This is a genomic window from Collinsella sp. TM06-3, assembly GCF_003436395.1.
In the GTDB taxonomy this organism is placed as follows: Bacteria; Actinomycetota; Coriobacteriia; order Coriobacteriales; family Coriobacteriaceae; genus Collinsella.
The window spans coordinates 1-18,463 of the sequence record NZ_QSPG01000010.1 but is presented as its reverse complement, the minus strand read 5'-3'; the positions used below and the strand labels follow the sequence as shown (position 1 = coordinate 18,463).

Genomic DNA, 18,463 nt, shown 5'->3' with positions numbered 1-18,463 from the left:
TCCGTACCTCTTATCCTAAAACTCCGCTTCCAGAGTTATCGAGTCTCCGTCGCGCCCGTCAGAGTAGTTCCGCTCACGCTAATGTCCAGGTCGCCCCAGCCACCGGGCGTTTTGCCGTCCGCTCGGTAAAAGTTGACGACCATCGAACCCGGCTCCATGGTGAACGTAGCCTTGCGAGCTGCAGCATCCACCGTCGCGCTATGGTTGGTCTCAAAGAACGGGTCGATCTCCACGTTCTCCCCCCACGTGAGCGTGACGTTTGCCAGTGCGCCCGTAACCGTCACGCGGTAGTTGTATGCAGCGTAATCAGCAAACTTGCCAGCCTCATCGACCAGCGCGCCCTCAACCGCAGCGGTCTTGACCTCGGCCCTCTTTGACGGCACGACTTTCGCCGCCAGACAGGCTAGCTCGGTGCCGGGGCTCTTCTCCGATACGACCGTGGCCTTAATCACAAAGTATGCTTGTCCCAACTTAGCCTCGGGGAAGGTCACGGTGTAGTCGTTCTTGGTAGGTTGATTCTCCGGAAGCGTGACGCTGCTACCGGGCTGGGGCGCATAGCTCCACGTGGCGCCATCGAGCCCGTGCCCCTCGACCGTCAAGGTGTATGTCACATTTTTGTCGTTGCAGAAGTTGCTGTTGCCCAGCAAGTAGTTGTAGATGCTAAAGGTAAAGTTGCACTGCCCGTTGTTGGGATACACCGTAACGGAGCGCTGGGCACGGGCGAGCTCGTCGGGGCTAGGCGCACTCATATAGCCCGTGAGCAAATCGCTTGCAAATAGGCTCTGCGCAGTGCCCGTTGCGGCGACGGACTTTAGAAATCCGTTGGCGGTGTAGGCGGAATAGGTAAAGTAGCCACCCGTCACGAGCGCCACGGCGCAAATAAGTGCGATTGCCGCCACAACCAGCTTGTTCTTGACTAGGCTCTTGCTTTTTGCCAGCTGCTCGCGCTCGGCATCCTGCTGTTTCTCTTGCTTCTCCATGTGCGCCCCCTCTCCTACTTGCCGCTCGTGTTGCGCGCGATCAGGTAAATCACGTCGGTCTCTTTGGCGCTCTCGTCCCACGAAAGCTTGATGATAAAGTTAAGCGTGTCATTGCCAGTCGAGTTGTCGAGTGTCTTAGCGTTGAGGTCGCCTTTGCCGAATTTCTTGTATCGGTAGAGCGGGCGCGCGTTGCGCTGGACGTTTTGATAGTCCTTGAATGTAGGGTCGCTTGCGCCCTCGCCCGGCACGGCTGCCAGACCGTCGTTCTCCTTGTTGATATATTCGAAGCTCGTCAGCAGGTTCTCTCCGGTTGCTTTCCAGCTATAAGATTTGCCGTCTGCGGTACCGCTCACGTCGGGCGTCTGGAGCGCAGACGTGTTCTCGGCTCTGTACAGCTCAATAGTGAGACCCGTAATGTTGGTCGTATTCGCGAGTTGCAGCTCAAAACCGTCACCGCCCGTCTGCACGCAAAACGCACGCTTGAGCGTCACCGTGTTGCCGGTCTTGGTATCGCCGTATTCGGGGTTGTAGCTCAGGTCGACCTGCTCTGTTGCCGTAGCGTTGGGGCCCAGCACTTTGAGCTCCGCCGGCTCCTTGATCTTGCCAACGGTGGAGCCGCGATTGGCATCGACGAACCATCCGAGCGTCAATCCCAGCAACACGAGAAGCACGGCCACCAGACCCACGATGGCCAGGGATTCGCGACGGTGGTCGCTCACCCAAGCCTTGATGCGCTCGATGCGGCCAGCCGGACGCGCTTCGCCGTGCGAGCCGAACCCGTTGCCGCCGGGGTTTGCCGCTCCTTCGTTGTGTTTGATATCGCCCTGCTCGCGGGCATTAAGCTGCTCGTCCATTTATTTATCCGCCTCCTTGGCGGTGAAGCGCACGCGAATGTACTTGACGTTCTTGCCGATAATCTCGTCGGCGTTGTTGTAGTAGCTGGCGCAGGTTTCCACATCCGCAGAGGACATGCCGGCTCCGACAGGCGGAGCCGCGCTAGGCGCCTGACCTGGCACGCTCGTGCTATCGGCGCGGAAATAGCGCGCGTGGTTATTGTTGATGTCGCCGACGAGGGTTGTGTATCCCCCCTCGTCGCCTGTGTTAGCGAAAAGGTTGCCACCGTAGCCGGCGTTGCCCGTGCGAACATAGCTCTTGAACTGCTCCGGCCAAATCCAGTAGAGGGTTTTGGTTGCGGTTTTGGTCGTGCTATTTGAGCCCTCAGCGCAAAAGCTCCGCGCCGGGATGGTAAAGCTCTGCGTAATGACGGTGACGCTCGCTCCGTCCTGGGTCACCGTGGTTGTCGTGGGAACCAGCGGATTGGAGTAAAAGCCAGAGGTGTCTTTGCCCTGGAAAACCAGGATATGACCGCGCACCAAATCTTTAAGCGAGTTGATGATCTCTTCGTTTGTCGATGCGTCCACAACGGAGTCCGTGCCCGCAACGCTCGTCTGGACAGAAATCTCCCAGGTCATCTCCACCGTAATATCGTGCAGGTCGTTGCAGAGCGGCTTGACGTTGAGCTGAAGCTGGCCCGCCGACCCCGGAGAAAGACTGCCATCGGCACTCATGTTATTGAGGTTGAAAAGATTGTTCACGGCAAGGCTTGTACTGTCCGACGCGTAGTTGTCCTGGGCGTCGTACTTACCTGCCGTGCCGCCCTGCGTTCCCGAGAGCACAAACCGTGGGCCCTTCGCCCCGATCGTACTCCCCGTGGCGCTCACTCGATTGTTCGCGGCAAACCAGGCAAGGCATGCAAAGATGGCAACGATGGCGGCCAGCACAAACAGACCGCTCACCAGGAAATCCTTCCAGAAATCCTTGAGGGTCCGCACATGCTCGTCGGCAGCTTGGCGGTACTCGGCCGCCGTCTTGTGCTGCTGGAGCTCGCTATGTCGGTCCATGCCACTCATCGTTTGCGTTTGCCCTGCTAGCGGGCGTGCCGTCCTTTCCGCTTGGTCGCGATCAATCCGTTGCTCGTAGGCATAGAATTCAGGCAGAATACAACACCATACGATAAGGTAAAAGAATAGCATTGACCTGCGGTTTGCTCCACAGCGCAAGCCTTAATGATGTCTTAAAGATTACGAATAGCAGCTTCTTCCATATGCCAAGGACATGGTGCAAACAAACCTGACCACTTGCACCAATCCGCAGCACCGGGCAGCGGGCACACGGCGTGCCGCCCCTTAACACCCCAACGCGCGCACGGGTATCACGTAGATACCGTCCTCGACCTCGCGGGCGTACTCACCCACCCCCACAATCACGGCCATAAACTCCGGTTCGCGTGTGCGTGAACGAAGATTTCCACAGACCTTCTTGCGAACGCGCTTGAGGCTCTCAACGCCGGCGCTCGCCTTATCTTCGCTCACCTTAATCTCAAAGGCGGCCCACCGTCCATCGGCTAGCTGCACGATGGCATCGCATTCAAGGCCCGAATCGTCGCGATAATAGCGCACGGGCGTGCTATCCAGCAGGTCGAGCGAACGTGCGTAGACCGAAAGATCGCGTATGACCAAATTCTCAAACACCAGACCAAATGTCTGCCAGTCGGCAAGCAGCGCCTGCAAGGACATACCTAGCAAGGCGCAAGCAAGGCTCGGATCTGCCAGATAGCGCTTGGGCTTGACGGTAAAGCGTCGTTTGTCGCGCGCGGCGGGAACCCAACCGGGGACCTCCTCGAGAATGAACATGCCTTTGAGGGCATCCAGGTACCTGCGCACCTTGGTCTCGTCGGCAAACGCTGCGGGTTCCCCCTCGGCACCGAACATATCCATAAGAATCGTTTTATACGTGGTCGCCTGTCCCAGATTGCGCGCGATCGATGCGGAGACTCGACGAGCAATATCGGGGTCGAGACCAACCGCCGGGAAGCTGCTCGAAAACGTAGTGTTGAGATATTCGCGAGCGATGAGCTGGGCGTCAGCCGAAACCATATCGATCGCCTCGGGCCAGCCGCCGCGGCAGGCGGCTTCGACAAGCCCCGGTGTATCGCCATTGCACCGACAGGGCTCAAAACGATGCTCAAACAAGCCCGCCAGGCTCACCTTGCCGTTGGACTCACCTGTCTCGGCAAGTGTCATGGGGTGCATGCGGACGCGACCGATGCGGCCGGCTCCACTATGCGCGGGCGCCTCCGCCTTTGAGCCAAACGCAGGCGTGGCGGAACCCGTGAGGATATAGGCGCCGCGCGTGCCCCGGGTGCGGTCAACCTCGTGTCTAACGTAGTCCCAAATTTGGGGAACGCGCTGCCACTCATCGATAATATGCGGACGGTCTCCCAGCAACATCATCGCCGGGTCGGCACGCGCGAGGTCGAGATTCTCGTCGACATACGAGGCGGACGCCCCGTGCTCAAGCGCGGCCCACGTCTTGCCGCACCACTTGGTGCCCGCAATCTCGACCGCGCCAAAGACACGAAGGTAGCGCTCGATTTGCGCATCCACGATACGTGGGATGTATCCGTCCCGATGTAGCCTCTCGCCTGCCATGAGCCGCCCCCGCAGATTTCCAGGTCCTGCTTTCTGATTCTTCTATTCCACTGTAGCAAATTCGGATTTTCGGGTAGTTGCGATTCGGATTTTCGTGTTCATATAGTTCGGATTTTCATGTTCTAAGGATTCGGATTTTCGGGTGCTCAAGATTCGGATTTTCTGAACCCGCTGATCAGGGACACTCTATTGGCAAAAAGGCGGGGAGCACCGATACGGCACTCCCCGCCCACTCAATACGCGATAGCTTTCTTGCTTAGAGCTCGTTGGCCGCGTGATACGCCGTGCGAATGGCGCTCGCAATATCGGCGGTACGCTCGCCCGAGCAGTCGCCCACGCAGGTCACGGGCACCGTCACGCCGTCCAGGTCAAACGCGTTGGCCTTGGAGCCCACGGCCATCACCACGTAATCGCAGGCGATCTTCACCGGCTCCTCGGCGCCGTCCTCGGTGGTGCGAATGGCCTCCACGCCCTCGTCGGTAATGGCGGTCAGGCGGGTCTTCACGTGCTGCTCCACGTTGTGCTCTGCGAAGTCGCTCATGATCAGCGGCAGAATGGTCTCGGACTCGCCCGCGGCAATCTTGTCGAGCATCTCCACGATCGCCACCTCGCAGCCGTGCTGCAGCAGGTACTCGGCAGTCTCGGTGCCCACCAGGCCGCCGCCGATAACGGCGACGCGGCCCGTAAGCTCCGCCTTGCCGGCCAGCACGTCCCAGCTCGAGACGACCTTCTCCGAGTCAGCGCCCGGAACGGGGATGACCACGTCGTGCGCACCCACAGCCACAATCGCGGCGTCGGCGGCGTTGAGGTCTGCGGGGCTAGCGGCGTGGTTGAGCTCAACCTTCACGCCCAGGCCGGGCAGAATCTTCTCGTAATACTCGACCGAACGCATGATCTCGTCCTTGCGCGGGGGCGCAGCCGCCAGCACAATCTGGCCGCCCAGGTGATCGCTCGCCTCGTAGACGGTCACGTCGTAGCCGCGCTTGGCCGCCACGCGCGCGGCCTCCAGGCCGGCGATGCCGCCGCCCACCACGGCGATCTTCTTGTCGCCCTCGCCCGGCTTAATGGCGATAGTAGCCTCGTCGCCGTTCTCGGCATTGAGCACGCACGAGATGTACTGGCGGTTTTGAATCGCGTCGACGCAGCCCTTGTTGCAGTTGAGGCACTCGCGAATGGGCTCACCCGTGGCGGCCTTCAGCGCAATGTCGGGGTCGCACATGAGCGAGCGGCCATAGGCGATGATGTCGGCCGCGCCGTCTTCCAGGATCTTCTCGCCGGCCTCGACCGAGACCACACGGCCGACGGTTGCCACCGGCACGGAGACCAGGGCCTTGACGCGCTCGGCCACGGGCAGCGTCCAGTTGTAGGGCATGGCGCCCATGGGCGGAATAGTGTCGCCCATGTTGCCGGTATGGTTGGCCTGCGCGACCTGGATCATGTCGATGCCCGCACCCTCGAGCAGCTTGGCAAACTCGCAGGCCTCGTCGGGCAGCAGGCCGCCCTTGCCGCGCGGCGTGCCGTCGGGGTTCTCCATGATCACGGGGAGCTTGTACTCCACCATCAACTGCGGTGCGGCTTCCTTAATGGCGGCGACGACCTCGAGCGCGTAGCGGACGCGGTTCTCGAACGAGCCACCGTACTCGTCCGTGCGCTGGTTGAGGATCGCGGAGCACAGCGAACCCACCAGACGGTCGCCGTGGACCTCGATGGCGTCGATGCCAGCCTGCTGTGCGCGGGCGGCCGAGGCGGCGATGGCCTCCTTGATCTGGGTGAGTTGCTCCACGGTGGCCTCGTTCACAAAGTGCTGCATGTCGTGGTGCAGCTTGGCGTAGGCCTGCTTGCGAATCTCGTTGGACTCGGCCATCTTGGCGGCGAAGGTCTCCTCGTCGCCGGCGGCCTTGGCCTCCTGCGCGGCCTTGGCGGCGGCCATGGAGCCCATGACCATGCGGCCGACGCCGGGCACGTCGTACTCGGGGTGGAACAGCTGCAGCGCGACCTTGGCGCCGTGCTTATGGACGGCGTCAGCCAGCGCCTTAAACGTGGGGATCTGGGCGTCGGTCGCCAACTTGGGCGTGGGGCTTGCGGTCATAACGGGAGCAACGTCGCCGATGACGATGTAGCTCACGCCGCCACGGGCCAGGCGCTCGTAAAAAGCCAGGCTGCGCTCGCCGATGGAACCGTCGCGCTCCTCGTAGCCGGTGGTCAGCGGCGGGAACATAATGCGGTTTTTGAGCTCAAGGGGGCCAACCGTAATGGGCTGGAGCAGCTTGGATGCGGGTGCGGTCATGGACATTCCTCTCTTGTAGGCGCGGCGGCGATGTTGCCGCGTAGTTGTCTAGAGGATATGACATGGGAGCACAGTGGTGCAACGGAAATCGGCAGACAGCAGGTAGCGGCAGGTGGATGGGGCGGGGCGGCCCGTCGGTTTGTCTCGATCTGTAACATCTACAGGCCAAAAACGACCCTAGATGTTACAGATCGAGACATTCCTCTCAACCCATCCTCAACAATCTAGATCTGTAACATCTAGACCCACTGTTGGCCCCTGCCTGTTACAAATCGAGACAAACCAAACCCGCCTGCCAGTAAATCTCAATCTGTAACATCTAGACCCACTTTTGGCCCCCACCTGTTACAGATTTGGACAACAGGAACCGTCCAACATAACATCTCAATCCGTAACATCTATCGGCCAAAAACGACCCCAAGTGTTACAGATTTAGACAAACCAAACCGAGTTGCCGAAAGAACTAAATCTGTAACAGTTACCCGGCAAAATCCATCCCTCGTGTTACAGATTTAGATAAACGGAAACCGGCACGCTGGTCTGTCTCAATCTGTAACATCTAGCCGCCCAGATCGGGTCCATCTGTTAGAGATTAAGATTTTGTTTGAAAGGCTGAGAGCAGGACCCGAGCGGAAAAGCGGACAGGCCGACGGCATCGCCCCGCCGTCATACCGAGAGCCGTGCCACGGCAGCCCGGGCGTGGGCCAACCCCGCAATTCCGGACATTCCATCCCTTTTCCGGACATTTTTAGCCCTTTTCCGGACATTGTCCGCGAATGTCCGGAAACGGGACCGTCATGTCCGGCTCCTATTTTACCCTGATGTACTTTCTTGCACGCGTCTCTCCTGCCCCCAGGAGCTTCCCGGCGTCGACCAAATCGGAAATATGCCTTCGCACCGTCCTCTCAGTAACGTTTGCAATATTCGCCACCGCTGTCACCGTTACATATCCGTAAGACTCCAGCATGCGCTCAATAACCCAATCAACATCGAGTTTCTGAACCGTCTCCAAGTTCGACGCTACGGGGACGCGTGCGTCGAATACGTCGCCTTCAACGAGCTCGGGCTGTCCGCCGCCATACGCCCACGAATACTTGAACATATTTCTCGTACCGCTTCCCAGCGATTCCGCTCTGCCTATATTGCTAAAGAACTCCGCAATAATTGGATTTTTAGGCAGAGGGTTAAAATGGCTCGGCGATAGTTCACCGACAAATCGCGGCCGGCTTGCGTTCTCCGTATGAATACCTTCGGCGTCAATAACCATTTTCGCCGGATAAGGATTGGCATACTCGCGGTGAATAAGCGTGTTGGCAATTAGCTCACGCGAAATGACGTCTCTCAGGCTAATTGACTGCGTCCCCTCAAGAAAAAACTTATCGGGCAAGTGTTTCTGGGCGAACTCTAGGAGAATATCGTAAGCCTCGATTAGATTAGTCTTCACGACAATGCGGTCATCATAGCGATCGATGTCATCACGCTGGACGTATGCATCAGTTTTGTAAGACGGAGCAATGCTTGAAATCACGTTATCTTTGCCAAGCAAAAGCGCAGCCGCAAACGTGTAGCCCTCAATACCCGTCTCATAGTCTTTAAGATACAGATTTGCGCTCCGGAGCAAATCTTCATCGTTCATCTCTGACCATGGATGGTTCGCACGCTTCGCCGCGGCCATTTTCCTAACCCGCTCCAGCAGATCAAGGCGCAGGTCGCTTAGTTCGAGATAGGGATAGACCCTTCGCTCGGTATAGTAATCTTGCTTACGGATATACATTGCCGCAAGCTGAGTGTCGGTTGTCACCTTCCGATCCGTATCGGCGATCCTGTCATACGCCACGCCCTTCAATTTGTGAACGATAGCGCCGACGACCACCCAAATACGTAAAACCAACTTGTCCCCATATTCAACTCTCTCGAGCTCAATAGAGGGCGGAGCATTAAAGAAGTTGGGGTCATTCAACCGATTCGCTATATTTCGTTCTATTTCGACAACATGAGAAGGATTGACTCCAATAATCTCAGGCTTTCCTGTACCGGATTTTTCAGCATCAACAATCCCAAGCAGGATATTGCCTCCTTGTCGATTTGCAAAAGAGCAGATCGTTTCAAACGTATCGATTTCCGGCAGGTTTCCGCATCGCTTAAACTCAATGGAGATGCCTTCTCCTTGAGCAAGGATTCCCTTAATGTCATCCGAGGTCATTTATCTGCCTTTCAGTCTCGCTCTTTTAGGACATTTTAAGCGGTATACGGACATTTTTAGCCCTTTTCCGGACATTGTCCGCGAATGTCCGGAAAAGGATCGTCATGTCCGAGATGGGACTTGGCCAATAGCAGCTCCCCAGCAAAAGGTCCCCAGCCCCCAGTTAACCCCCCCTAGTTCTTGCTTTACCGGCACGCGGCGGATTTAACATGTGGGACACCCCTTCGGCTAAACGGAGGCCGCCACTGCAGAGCATCTTATTCTGCAACGCTTGCCCAGCAAAACCGTCCCTCGTGTTGCGGATTTTAGATAAACGGTAACTGACACGCTGGTTTGTCTCGATCCGTAACGATTAGCCACCCAATTCGCGTCTACGTGTTACAGATTGAGATTTTGTTTGAGAAGTTGAGGCCGGAGTCCAAACACAAACGCGGCCGGATCGACGACATCGTCCCAGCGCCACACCAAAGACCACGCCACGGCAACCCGAGCACGGGACACCCCGCCATTCCGGACATTTCAGCCTCTTTCCGGACATTTTTAGCCCGTTTCCGGACATTATCCGCGAATGTCCGGAAACGGGACCGTCATGTCCGGGATGAGATTTGGCCAACGGCAGCTCCCCAGCAAAGCCCCCAGTTCCACAGTAGAGTTCCCTAGTTCACGCCATGTCTGTGCACACCGACATTAGTTACCCGCGGGGAAGTGACAAAGGGGCAGCCCCTTGGGTCATCGATGCCACCGCGGCCAAGGTGCGACATTACTGCGACAAAAGTGCGACATAGAGCGACCACTCTATTCGACCGACGAGCGCCTTCGACCGGACATTCCGCCCGCTCGAAGGCGAGGCAGAGAAACCCCAGTGGATCTTCTCCGCCGGGCGGATGTTTGACGCCTTCAGCCTGCTGGCGGACCTCATGGGCCGAGCCGAGCGCGAGGTCGCCCTCGTGGACGGCTACGCAGACGTCCACACCCCGAACATCCCCGGATGGCAGACCGTCAAGGCAACGATTGGACTAAAGTTGGGCCTCCCACAGTATTTAGCCCTTCAAACGATCCGTCATCTTTATTTTTAGTCGTTAGATTGGACTAAAATTGCCTAAATTTTGTTATTTAGTCGTATTTTACGGCTAAATAGTAGCCACAAGTTCGCTAGGAGCGATCGTGCACCCCAACGATCACGACGCCCTGAACCTATCGCCCATAGTCGAAAAGGAACAAAAAGCTCGGAAGCCGTTAAGTTTCCGAGCTGCAAGTTCTTGGTCGCGGGGGCAGGATTTAAACCTATGACCTGCGGCTTTTAGTCAATCTCGATAAATCTCGCACAACCGCGCGAAACCGCGTAGCCCTGGCCGATTCCGCAAACATAGAGCCCCTAATCCATACCGTCCGTGGGCAGCAAATCATGCTCGACACCGAACTCACTCGGTTGTACGAGGTAGAGACAAAGAATCTCAACCGCGCCGCCGCACGCAACGCCGACAGATCCCCCGAGGACTTCCGTTTTCAACTGACCAAGGAGGAGGACGAGTCTTTGAGGTGCCAAATTGGAACCTCAAAGACCATGGAGGGCCGCGGCGGGCGGCGTTACCTCCCCTATGCCTATACCGAGCAGGGCATAGCCATGCTGTCCGGCGTGCTACGCAGCGAAGTGGCGGTGCAGACCAGTATCAGTATCATGATGGCGTTTGTCGCCATGCACCACCTCCTCGCCGAAAATGCCACCCTGTTTGAGCGGCTGCGCGGTGTCGAGTTGAGTCAGGCGGTGTTTCAGCAATCGACCGACGAGCGTTTCAACCAGGTGTTCCGCTTGCTCGAAGGCGAGGTCGAGAAACCCCAGCGGATCTTCTTCGCCGGGCGGATGTTCGACGCCTTCAGCCTGCTGACAGATCTCGTAGGCCGCGCCGAGCGCGAAATCTCCCTCGTGGATGGCTACGTAGATGTCCACACCCTGAACATCCTCGCAAAGAAGCGCAAGGGCGTCGCGGTGACCGTCTACACGTCCGGCAACCGGCTCACGCAAGGCGACGTCGACGTGTTCAACGCACGGTACCCGCAGCTTACCGTCCGCCGCACCAGAACGTTCCACGACCGCTTTCTTATCCTCGACAGTGCGACCGCGTATCACATCGGCGCATCCCTCAAGGACGCAGGAAAGAAGTGCTTCGGCATAGACCTCATCCAAGACTAGGAGCTGACGAAGATGCTCATCGAGAAGCTAAAGCTCCTCGATGAGCATCAAACGGCTTGAGCGTTATCCGACCTCTTGCCACAAGTCCTAAAGTTTGAGCATGATCGCTGAAAGCCTCGTTAGTCAACATGTCAAAGCAGGCCCTGGTCCGCAAGCCTTCGATAATGCTTGCCGAGGAGCGTCAACCGGCAGGACTTGCTCTCCATCGCCGCGTTCCACATATGGTCGGCGCCAACTGGAACCAGAAGACCATGCCGGTTGTATTTCTGGAGCAGAGAGAACACCCGGTTGTTCCCGGGCTCTGCTGGAGGCATAGCGTCTGTTCTTCCCTCGTCCCTTGGCTCATACGACGGATCCAGCCTGTATTCATAGTCCTCTGTTGGGAAGAGCTTTTTCAGCTTCCGCAAATCATCGAGTGAGATTGCGGAATCGACCTCGCGCAGCGACACGAAGCTGTCCGTGTTCGTTTTGAAAACGGGTCTTTGGTCCCACATGCCAAGCGATTGATCGATGTGCGCATAGACGCTACCCGGCGTGATGCTGCCCGTCAGGTTCGCCGCAGCACCCTCTAGAGCGTTTATGAGGAGACTTGTAAAAACGCCATGCCCCTTACGCTCAAGCGAGGGCTGATCGCTTCGCGAGGCGGTGAGTATGGTGACGCCCTCCGAGATTGCGGCATGGTTCTCCATGCCCGGGACCGACCCTGCCGCCCCCGAATAGCAGCTGTCAAGGATAACGATTCTGTGGCGCGCGCTCGAGCCGTTCGCCAGATCAACGAGTTCCCTCAGAGAGAGCCCCTCGTCTCCCCGAGTGGAATCAGACCCATTGATAAACCCGCCGGTTGACTCGATATACCCGTGTCCAGAAAAGTAGAAGAGCGCTATTTCGGCTTTTGACTGAAACAACCTGCGCGCCTCATCTTTGATTGCAGCGCGATTCACGGCATGGTCTGGGCCGGTTGCATACAGCTCCTTGCAGTCAAAGTTTCTGCTCCGAGAGGAATCCCCGTTGCGCTTGAGGAGGCGCGCGACCTCCTTGGCATCGTTCACACAACCCGAAAGATTTGGTATGCGCTTGTCAGAATAGTAGTTAACTCCAACTACTAGGGCCATCCTGTCCATCGCCCAGCTCCTACAGGCTGTCGATGAAATCTTCGATATGGCTCCAGGTCCATGAAACTGTGCATACACCGGGAAGATCAGTTCGGTCATCGCTATACGCCCAGATTCCCAGCACCTTCTTCCCCTCCTCGCGCGCGCAGCCGATTTCCCACTTTTCCCCACTTGAGCCCAACGAGTTCTTGCTTACGAGCGCAATCACACCGTCGGAGCGCTTAATGCGAGTGCGGACCTTCTCCTTCCAGGCGGTTGCGTACGGCTCCTTGACCGACATATCGATGTACTCGAAGGGCGACTTCGTGTTGAGCGACTGACCCTTCAGAAAATCGCGTTGACGTTCGTCCTCGATTGCAAACGCAACGAATACCGTCTTCTTTTCCATAAATCTTACCTTTCGCATATAAAAACAGCTCCTTATAAGTATAAACCTGACCGGTTGCGATTCTCCACCGGAGCGACCCACCGCATTACCGCGCTCATCTGCACGTCGCAAGGACCCCACCTCCAGCGGGCTCCGATAAAAGTGGAGAGTGGAAAATACTACGACATCCCATGTCGCAGTAAATGTCGTAGCAACGTCGTAGTAAACCAGCCACGCCGTCCTAAGTCCCAACTTCGTGGCAGCCCATGCCCGAGATACGGCGGTGGCCTTCGGGTGGCGTCTTGATTCGAGCCACCGTTGCCGCAAGCTTAGTCAAGCCCGTCGGCCCCAACACGGCGCCGCGTCACATGCGCTACGTCCCATACTGGGCCTAAGGGGCAGCCTGACTTTCCGTAACTTTCCAAAAGAGGGGAATTGCCCCTCTTTTTTTGATGGGCGGGGCTTCGAGCTGCGGATACGTATCTCTTCAAGTCGCCTCTAACTTTCCTTAACTTCCCATCCGCCCCATTCCCACGTGTTGCGCCTCAGCTGCGCGGCGTCAAGAGCGCTCACGGAACCTCGCACAAATCTGCGCTCCGCTCCGATTGGTGGAGGTTGCCGCGAACAACCCCTGACCCCCTTCGTCTCGGCGCGGCGCTTCAGGGAGCAAAGCGCAAGGCGCCGCGGGGCAAGCGCCTTCCGCTTTGCCCGCAGGCGGAGATTCTACGGGCCGGGAGGCCGGAAGGTGTTAGCCTGGATTGGCAACACCTATTTGGACGATTCCGGGAGGGACAGCCCCGCCTTTCTGAACTCGACCGGCGACATGTAGCCCAGCGTCGAGTGGATCCTGAAGTTGCCGTACCGGTGCACGTAGTCCGGGAGCTTGGCCCGGAGCTCGCGCGTCGTGCCGAACGTCTCGCGGTGGACGAGCTCGGCCTTCAGTATCCTGTTGGTCGACTCGTCGACGGCGTTGTCGTAGGGGCAGCCCTTGGCCGACAGCGACCTCTCTATGCCGAAGGCCTCGAGCATCGGGTCGATCCCGGCGTCGTCGAACTCGCTGCCGCGGTCCGTGTGGAAGACCTCGATGTCCGAGATGGGGAAGGAGGGCGTCGCGAACGCCGGCTTGACCGGCCGGGCGTCCTTCCCGGGCCCGGCGGAGTGGCCGACGATCTCCCCGTTGTAGAGGTCGACGAGCAGGCAGACGTAGTTCCACGAGGCCCCGACGCGCACGTAGGCCAGGTCGCTGCATATATGGGTGCGCGGCGCCCTGCCGCCGAAGCCGCGCGCGACGACGTTCGGCACGTCGGCCTCGTTGACCGCCCCGGGGGTGCACCTTGAACCTCTTCCCGCCGTACGCGCTGGCCGGGCCGTTCTCCCTCATGATGCGGCAGACCCGGCGCCGGCTGACGGCGACGCCCGACCTCTCGAGCGACGCCTCTATCTTGCGCGAGCCGTACCGGCCCTTGCTGGCGGCGTGGGCCGCGACCACGGCCGGCGCGGCGGGGTCCGGCGCGGCGGGCCGGTCGGGCCGCGAGCGCATGGAGCGGTACGTCGACCTCGCGACGCCGAGGAGCCCGCGCTGCGCTGATATGGGGTAGCGGCCCTCGTTGGCCGCTATGGCCCTCACTTTCGAGCGCATATCGGCGCCGCTTGTTTTAAGACGTCGACCTCCATCCGGAGCCTGCGGTTCTCGCGCTCGAGCTCCAGGATCCGGTTCTGCTCGGGCGTGCGGTTGTCCGCGGCGCGCGGCGAGCCGGTCGCGTTTATCGACTTGATCCACCTCTCCACGGTGCTCTTGCCGAGGTCGTACTCGTCCATGGCCTCGCGCTTGGGCTTGCCGGCGTTGTAGAGGTCGACTATCTGCCTCTTGAACTCGTCGGTGAAATGCCTCGGGTGCCTGGGGTCCCTCATATACGGCCCTCCCGTCTCCTGCGCCCCTCCCGGAACTGTCCACACCAGCGTAGCCAATCCACCGGTCAGAGCTCCACCAAGGGGACGCAGAGCTCCTCGTCCGGCAAGTCGTTCTCCGTGGCGCGCCGCCCGCTGATCACCCCGTCGGAACTCATGGCCTGGAGCGCGCGCGTGAACGGTGCGCTCGTGATCGACGCGGAGGGACCGATGGCGCTCGCCAGCCGCGACATCACCGAGACGTTCCTGGGGCCGCTGCTGGGCCTGACGTCGCCGGAGGCCGAGGGCGCGCTGCTCGCGCGGGCGCTCGAGGGGGAGGTCCGGAGCACCTCCCCGGCACCGGTATGGCGCATCCCGGGGAAGCCGAAAAAGCCCAAGGGGTCGCCGTCCGGCGGCAGGAAGCGCAAGGTGTCCGCCGCGCCCGACGGGTTCTGACGCGTCGTACGGCCCTGCCTGCGAAAACGGCCCGCCGTCATACGCGCCTCGCGCGCCGTATGGCGGCGGGCCGTGACCGCCTTCCGGTTTAATCGGCCACGCTACCAGCGGAAACGAACTCGGCACGCCGAGTTGCGCCGCAAAATCCCGGGCGCCCGTAGTGCGCCCTTATCCTGCTCCTCATGATGGCGTACCTCGACCCAAAGGCCCTCCAACACGTCGTCGAACCCGAAATCGAGCTCCGCCTGGGCGCTCTCGCCGAGCGCATCGCCCAGGGCGAGCTCCGGCACCTTCGTCACACGGCCGTCCAGCCACTCAATCTCTGTCATCGCGCGCATGGTGCAAGCCCCTTCCGACACGGGATTGTCAGCTCAACCCGACCCTTACCCATACGGACGAACATAACTCGCCAGGGGAAACCCCTGAAGGCCGTGCGCCACAACATGAGGCCGAATCCGCCCCCGGCTGGACAGGCCAACAACGAAGGAGCACACGGAACCGGCGCAGCGTTACAACCGTCCCGGCAAGCGTGTCACTTGGCCAAGTCATGATGCCGACAAACCCGGAAATGCTCCAACGGAGCGCCGAACGAGCGTAACAATATAAAGCCGTGCAACACGCGTTGGACGACCAGAACATCCCAAACAAAGGCCTGTCGGTCCCACCTTCAAGCCCAATAGCAAAATGTGCATCAGCGGATTTGCAGCGATACAAGTCTCAACCGTCACCATCACACCGCAGCGCGCCTAGTCCCACTCATCCTACTGCAAATGTCCCAGAACGAGAAAACGTCCAGCTTAACATGCCAACCTTTATATCCGCACGCGCGTAATTCAACTCATAAGGACCGGCTATCCCTTACCTGTGACACAATCTCAAACGCACAGAACAGAATCATCAGTCCAATCATCGCATAAGAGGAAGCCGAACCTTCAAGCACTATTCCACAAAGAACAATCTCCGCGCCGCCAATAAGAACTGTTATCAGGCGCTCTGCCTTTTTGCTCTCGCCGCTCGCATAAAAAGGCGGCAAAGCGCACAAGGTCACATATAGCCCGGGAAGGGAATACAGGATCGATAGTCCAAGTCCCCCATCAACCGCAGTGCTTTGCGTAAGAATCAACTGAACCCAAACGGCAATTATCACTGAGCAGGTTGTCGATAAAAGAAGACTAGAAATATAGCACGCAACAAAGTCCCGTCGCATTCGAGCAGAGAAATCCGCGAACTCTCTTCGTCGCGTGGAAACAATAAGGTACACAGAAATTGCAATAGAACCAATCAGAGAAAACAGCGGAACAACCAGCAATTCAAGCTTATTACCCCATCGATCAACCACGCCCCCACTCCAATGAGCGGGAATTGTATCAGGGAGGGCTGACCAAGCCGCCCATAGAATCAGAAATGGAAGAATAGAGAGGATGAAGGATGATAACACTGCAGTAGTTTTCTTTGAGGCTCTCATCGATTCCGCATCTCCTTGCGCGCTCACATTCCACTCCGCCTTAAATCAAGTTTAAATAAAAACTTGAATGCAAATTTGTTTTGATTAGTATGGAAACTATATCTATTTAGTTCTAATTTGTTCGTAGTATCAAATCGATACCGACACTAGCGTGACACAGTCTTTCAAGACAGCTATTCAACATTGGTGGTCACCGCTATGGACAATGTGAACCACCTAAACGAACTCTCAATACAGTCCCAGCTTAGCACCCTTGAAAAACTGGTCGCGGACGCGGAACAATCTACCGACGCAAGACGCGATTTCGAAGCTCAGCCTCGTGCCGTATTCCAGAAATATGGAATTACAGACCTCCAAATCAAAGCGGGAAATCGAGAAGTCTCTGTACGAACTGGTGGAGTCAACCGAAAAGGAGGCGCGTGTCCCCGTTGCACGCGCAGTATATCGTCGTATCCAGCTCCCACCGTCCAAGGCACTTGGACGGTGGGAGCTCCGCATCCCCGGGAAAGGAAAAGCGCGGCCCGTCCGGACCGCGCCCGCGCCCTCCTCCCATTTCACCCCGCGACGTAAACCGTCCGGCCCGTCTCGCAGTCGATGGTCTCGGCATCCCCGAACCCAACCCGGACGGCAGCCCATCCGCCGGCGCCCGCCAACGCGTCGGCCTCGGACCTCGCGGTGGCGATGAGTCGCTCGAGCGCGGCCGAACCCGCCGGTGCGGTCCCCACCTCGAACGCGCCGCCGTCGCCGCCCGACTCGTACTCGACGACGACCGTCGAGCCGAGAGCCTCCTCGAGGGTCTCGCTCAGGCCGCCCATGCCGTCGAGGGCGTGCCCGGCGACCGTGGCCAGCGGGTAGCGGGCCATCCCGGACGCCGCCGAGCGGACGGCCATGCGAAGCAAGCCGGCGGCCTCGAGCGCCTCGATGAGCGCCGCGGGGACCGCGGCGTCGATGGCGATGTTGCCGTGCCCGCGGCACCACTCGGCCGCCGACGGCACGTTCGCCGTGAGCACGCCCCACCCGGCCATGTAGCCCTCGGAGCGCGGGTCCGTGGCGTCGAGGAGCAGGACGGCCAGGCCGCCGCCCACGTACTCCCCGGCCACGAGGGCGAGGCGGACCGCCTCGCCCATGGAGTCGAACTCGACCGTGACCATGCGGCTACCTCCTCCTGACGGCGCTGAGCGGCTTCGGGGAGAAGTGCTCGTCGCGCTCGACGGCAGCGAACCCCATCTGGCGGTTCAGCTCGGCCATCTCCTTGATGCTGAAGTAGCCGAGCTCGTCGTCGTAGCCCTCGACGAGGCCGAACGCCTCGTCCGTGCCGTCGAACTCGAGCAGCCACCAGTCCCATCCGTTCACGCACGAGAAGTAGTGGGCGTAGACCGTGGGGTCCTCCGCCCCGTCCTGCCCATAGAGCCCCGGCACCGTCTTGGCGATTTCCACGGTCATCAGCTGCTGCATGTCTTCCTCCGTTCCGGGCACGTGGCCCTCAACATCTCGCCCCTGCGGGCAAAGCCGAATGGCGACGCCGCGCGTCGTCGTCGGCTTTGCTCCCTGCAAAGCCGCACCGGAGTGAAGACGGGTCAAGGGAGGTCCATGACGACCTCCACCAACCGGAGCGGAGCGGAGGTTTGTGCGGGGTCTCATGGGCCCCCTTGACGCGGCGTAGCGGAGGTGCCACCCGGCCGCGGAGCCGTGGCCGATTCACGACGGACGCCGGCAGCCCGCGTCCAACATCGATACCATTTAAGGCCCTATTTACTTTTTGAAAGGAGTCGCATGGAACTCGAAGACATCATTTACGAGCTCACTTGCCTTCATGAGTCGATGCTTTTCTGCTGCGAGGACCGATTCGGTAAGGAGGACCCGGTCTTCGCGCATTACTGCATGGCGCTGGGGAGGATCGTCAGGGACCTCGAAGAAACCGAGCGGCGCATTCGGACCGAAACGGCCAGCGCTAAATCACGTCAATAAGAAACGCCCCGGCAATGAACTGCACCCCAAAACTTGGACGGCTTAAATAAGAACTA

17 protein-coding genes and 1 pseudogene are annotated in these 18,463 nt (G+C 59.1%); 3 read left to right on the top strand and 15 right to left on the bottom strand.

What is annotated here, in order from left to right; translation table 11 throughout:
• Window positions 1-35: 35 nt before the first annotated feature.
• From DXD56_RS05655 to DXD56_RS05630, 6 genes are all read right to left on the bottom strand, one after another.
• Window positions 36-980, bottom strand: a complete 945-nt coding sequence (locus DXD56_RS05655; RefSeq protein ID WP_117640496.1) for a hypothetical protein — start codon at window positions 978-980, stop codon at window positions 36-38.
• A gap of 14 nt (window positions 981-994) precedes the next feature.
• Window positions 995-1,834: a hypothetical protein gene (locus DXD56_RS05650; protein ID WP_117629810.1), complete on the bottom strand. Its 840-nt coding sequence runs from the start codon at window positions 1,832-1,834 to the stop codon at window positions 995-997.
• Complete coding sequence (locus tag DXD56_RS05645; protein WP_147325186.1) at window positions 1,835-2,881, bottom strand: hypothetical protein; 1,047 nt, start codon at window positions 2,879-2,881, stop codon at window positions 1,835-1,837.
• A 285-nt stretch (window positions 2,882-3,166) separates the two neighbouring features.
• The gene (locus tag DXD56_RS05640; protein ID WP_117640494.1) at window positions 3,167-4,471 is read right to left on the bottom strand and encodes an ATP-binding protein; all 1,305 of its coding nucleotides are present in this window, start codon (window positions 4,469-4,471) and stop codon (window positions 3,167-3,169) included.
• A gap of 256 nt (window positions 4,472-4,727) precedes the next feature.
• Window positions 4,728-6,758, bottom strand: a complete 2,031-nt coding sequence (gene bilR / locus DXD56_RS05635; RefSeq protein WP_233524945.1) for a bilirubin reductase, long form — start codon at window positions 6,756-6,758, stop codon at window positions 4,728-4,730.
• A gap of 808 nt (window positions 6,759-7,566) precedes the next feature.
• A complete protein-coding gene (locus tag DXD56_RS05630; RefSeq protein WP_117640492.1) occupies window positions 7,567-8,961 on the bottom strand; it encodes an RNA-binding domain-containing protein in 1,395 nt (464 codons plus the stop codon).
• A 1,405-nt stretch (window positions 8,962-10,366) separates the two neighbouring features.
• Here DXD56_RS05630 and DXD56_RS05620 point away from each other — a divergent pair.
• On the top strand, window positions 10,367-11,152 hold the full coding sequence (locus DXD56_RS05620) for an ORF6N domain-containing protein (protein WP_233524944.1): 786 nt from the start codon (window positions 10,367-10,369) through the stop codon (window positions 11,150-11,152).
• Window positions 11,153-11,283: 131 nt separating this feature from the next.
• On the opposite strand, the gene DXD56_RS05615 is transcribed toward DXD56_RS05620, so the two are convergent.
• The 5 genes and pseudogenes from DXD56_RS05615 to DXD56_RS10195 all read right to left on the bottom strand — a co-directional run bounded on the left by DXD56_RS05615 (window position 11,284) and on the right by DXD56_RS10195 (window position 14,542).
• Window positions 11,284-12,273 carry a caspase family protein gene (locus DXD56_RS05615; protein WP_117640489.1) on the bottom strand — a complete coding sequence of 330 codons (990 nt, stop codon included), beginning with the start codon at window positions 12,271-12,273 and terminating at the stop codon, window positions 11,284-11,286.
• A 10-nt stretch (window positions 12,274-12,283) separates the two neighbouring features.
• Window positions 12,284-12,652, bottom strand: coding sequence for a TIR domain-containing protein (locus tag DXD56_RS05610; protein ID WP_117640488.1), 369 nt, complete (start codon window positions 12,650-12,652; stop codon window positions 12,284-12,286).
• Between the two features lie 747 nt (window positions 12,653-13,399).
• Window positions 13,400-13,933: an IS3 family transposase gene (locus DXD56_RS10205; RefSeq protein WP_233524943.1), complete on the bottom strand. Its 534-nt coding sequence runs from the start codon at window positions 13,931-13,933 to the stop codon at window positions 13,400-13,402.
• Between the two features lie 109 nt (window positions 13,934-14,042).
• A pseudogene (locus tag DXD56_RS10200) lies at window positions 14,043-14,171 on the bottom strand (IS3 family transposase); the annotation flags it as partial.
• Between the two features lie 83 nt (window positions 14,172-14,254).
• The gene (locus DXD56_RS10195; protein ID WP_233524942.1) at window positions 14,255-14,542 is read right to left on the bottom strand and encodes a transposase; all 288 of its coding nucleotides are present in this window, start codon (window positions 14,540-14,542) and stop codon (window positions 14,255-14,257) included.
• Between the two features lie 117 nt (window positions 14,543-14,659).
• On the opposite strand from DXD56_RS10195, the gene DXD56_RS09970 reads away from it, so the two are divergent.
• A complete protein-coding gene (locus DXD56_RS09970) occupies window positions 14,660-14,974 on the top strand; it encodes a hypothetical protein (protein WP_147325185.1) in 315 nt (104 codons plus the stop codon).
• 101 nt (window positions 14,975-15,075) lie between these two features.
• Here the strand turns inward: DXD56_RS09970 and DXD56_RS05595 are convergent, their stop codons facing one another.
• The 4 genes from DXD56_RS05595 to DXD56_RS10045 all read right to left on the bottom strand — a co-directional run bounded on the left by DXD56_RS05595 (window position 15,076) and on the right by DXD56_RS10045 (window position 17,894).
• Entirely contained in the window at window positions 15,076-15,312 is a 237-nt protein-coding gene (locus DXD56_RS05595; RefSeq protein WP_117640486.1) for a hypothetical protein, read from the bottom strand.
• A 500-nt stretch (window positions 15,313-15,812) separates the two neighbouring features.
• Window positions 15,813-16,466 (bottom strand): DUF1648 domain-containing protein, encoded by a 654-nt coding sequence (locus DXD56_RS05590; RefSeq protein ID WP_199411551.1) that lies wholly within the window; start codon window positions 16,464-16,466, stop codon window positions 15,813-15,815.
• Window positions 16,467-16,993: 527 nt separating this feature from the next.
• Window positions 16,994-17,590: a hypothetical protein gene (locus DXD56_RS05585; RefSeq protein WP_117640484.1), complete on the bottom strand. Its 597-nt coding sequence runs from the start codon at window positions 17,588-17,590 to the stop codon at window positions 16,994-16,996.
• Window positions 17,591-17,594: 4 nt separating this feature from the next.
• Window positions 17,595-17,894, bottom strand: coding sequence for a DUF2958 domain-containing protein (locus DXD56_RS10045; protein WP_158549349.1), 300 nt, complete (start codon window positions 17,892-17,894; stop codon window positions 17,595-17,597).
• A 318-nt stretch (window positions 17,895-18,212) separates the two neighbouring features.
• Here DXD56_RS10045 and DXD56_RS05575 point away from each other — a divergent pair, with 318 nt between their 5' ends.
• Window positions 18,213-18,407 carry a hypothetical protein gene (locus DXD56_RS05575; RefSeq protein ID WP_117640482.1) on the top strand — a complete coding sequence of 65 codons (195 nt, stop codon included), beginning with the start codon at window positions 18,213-18,215 and terminating at the stop codon, window positions 18,405-18,407.
• The last annotated feature ends 56 nt before the right edge of the window (window positions 18,408-18,463 follow it).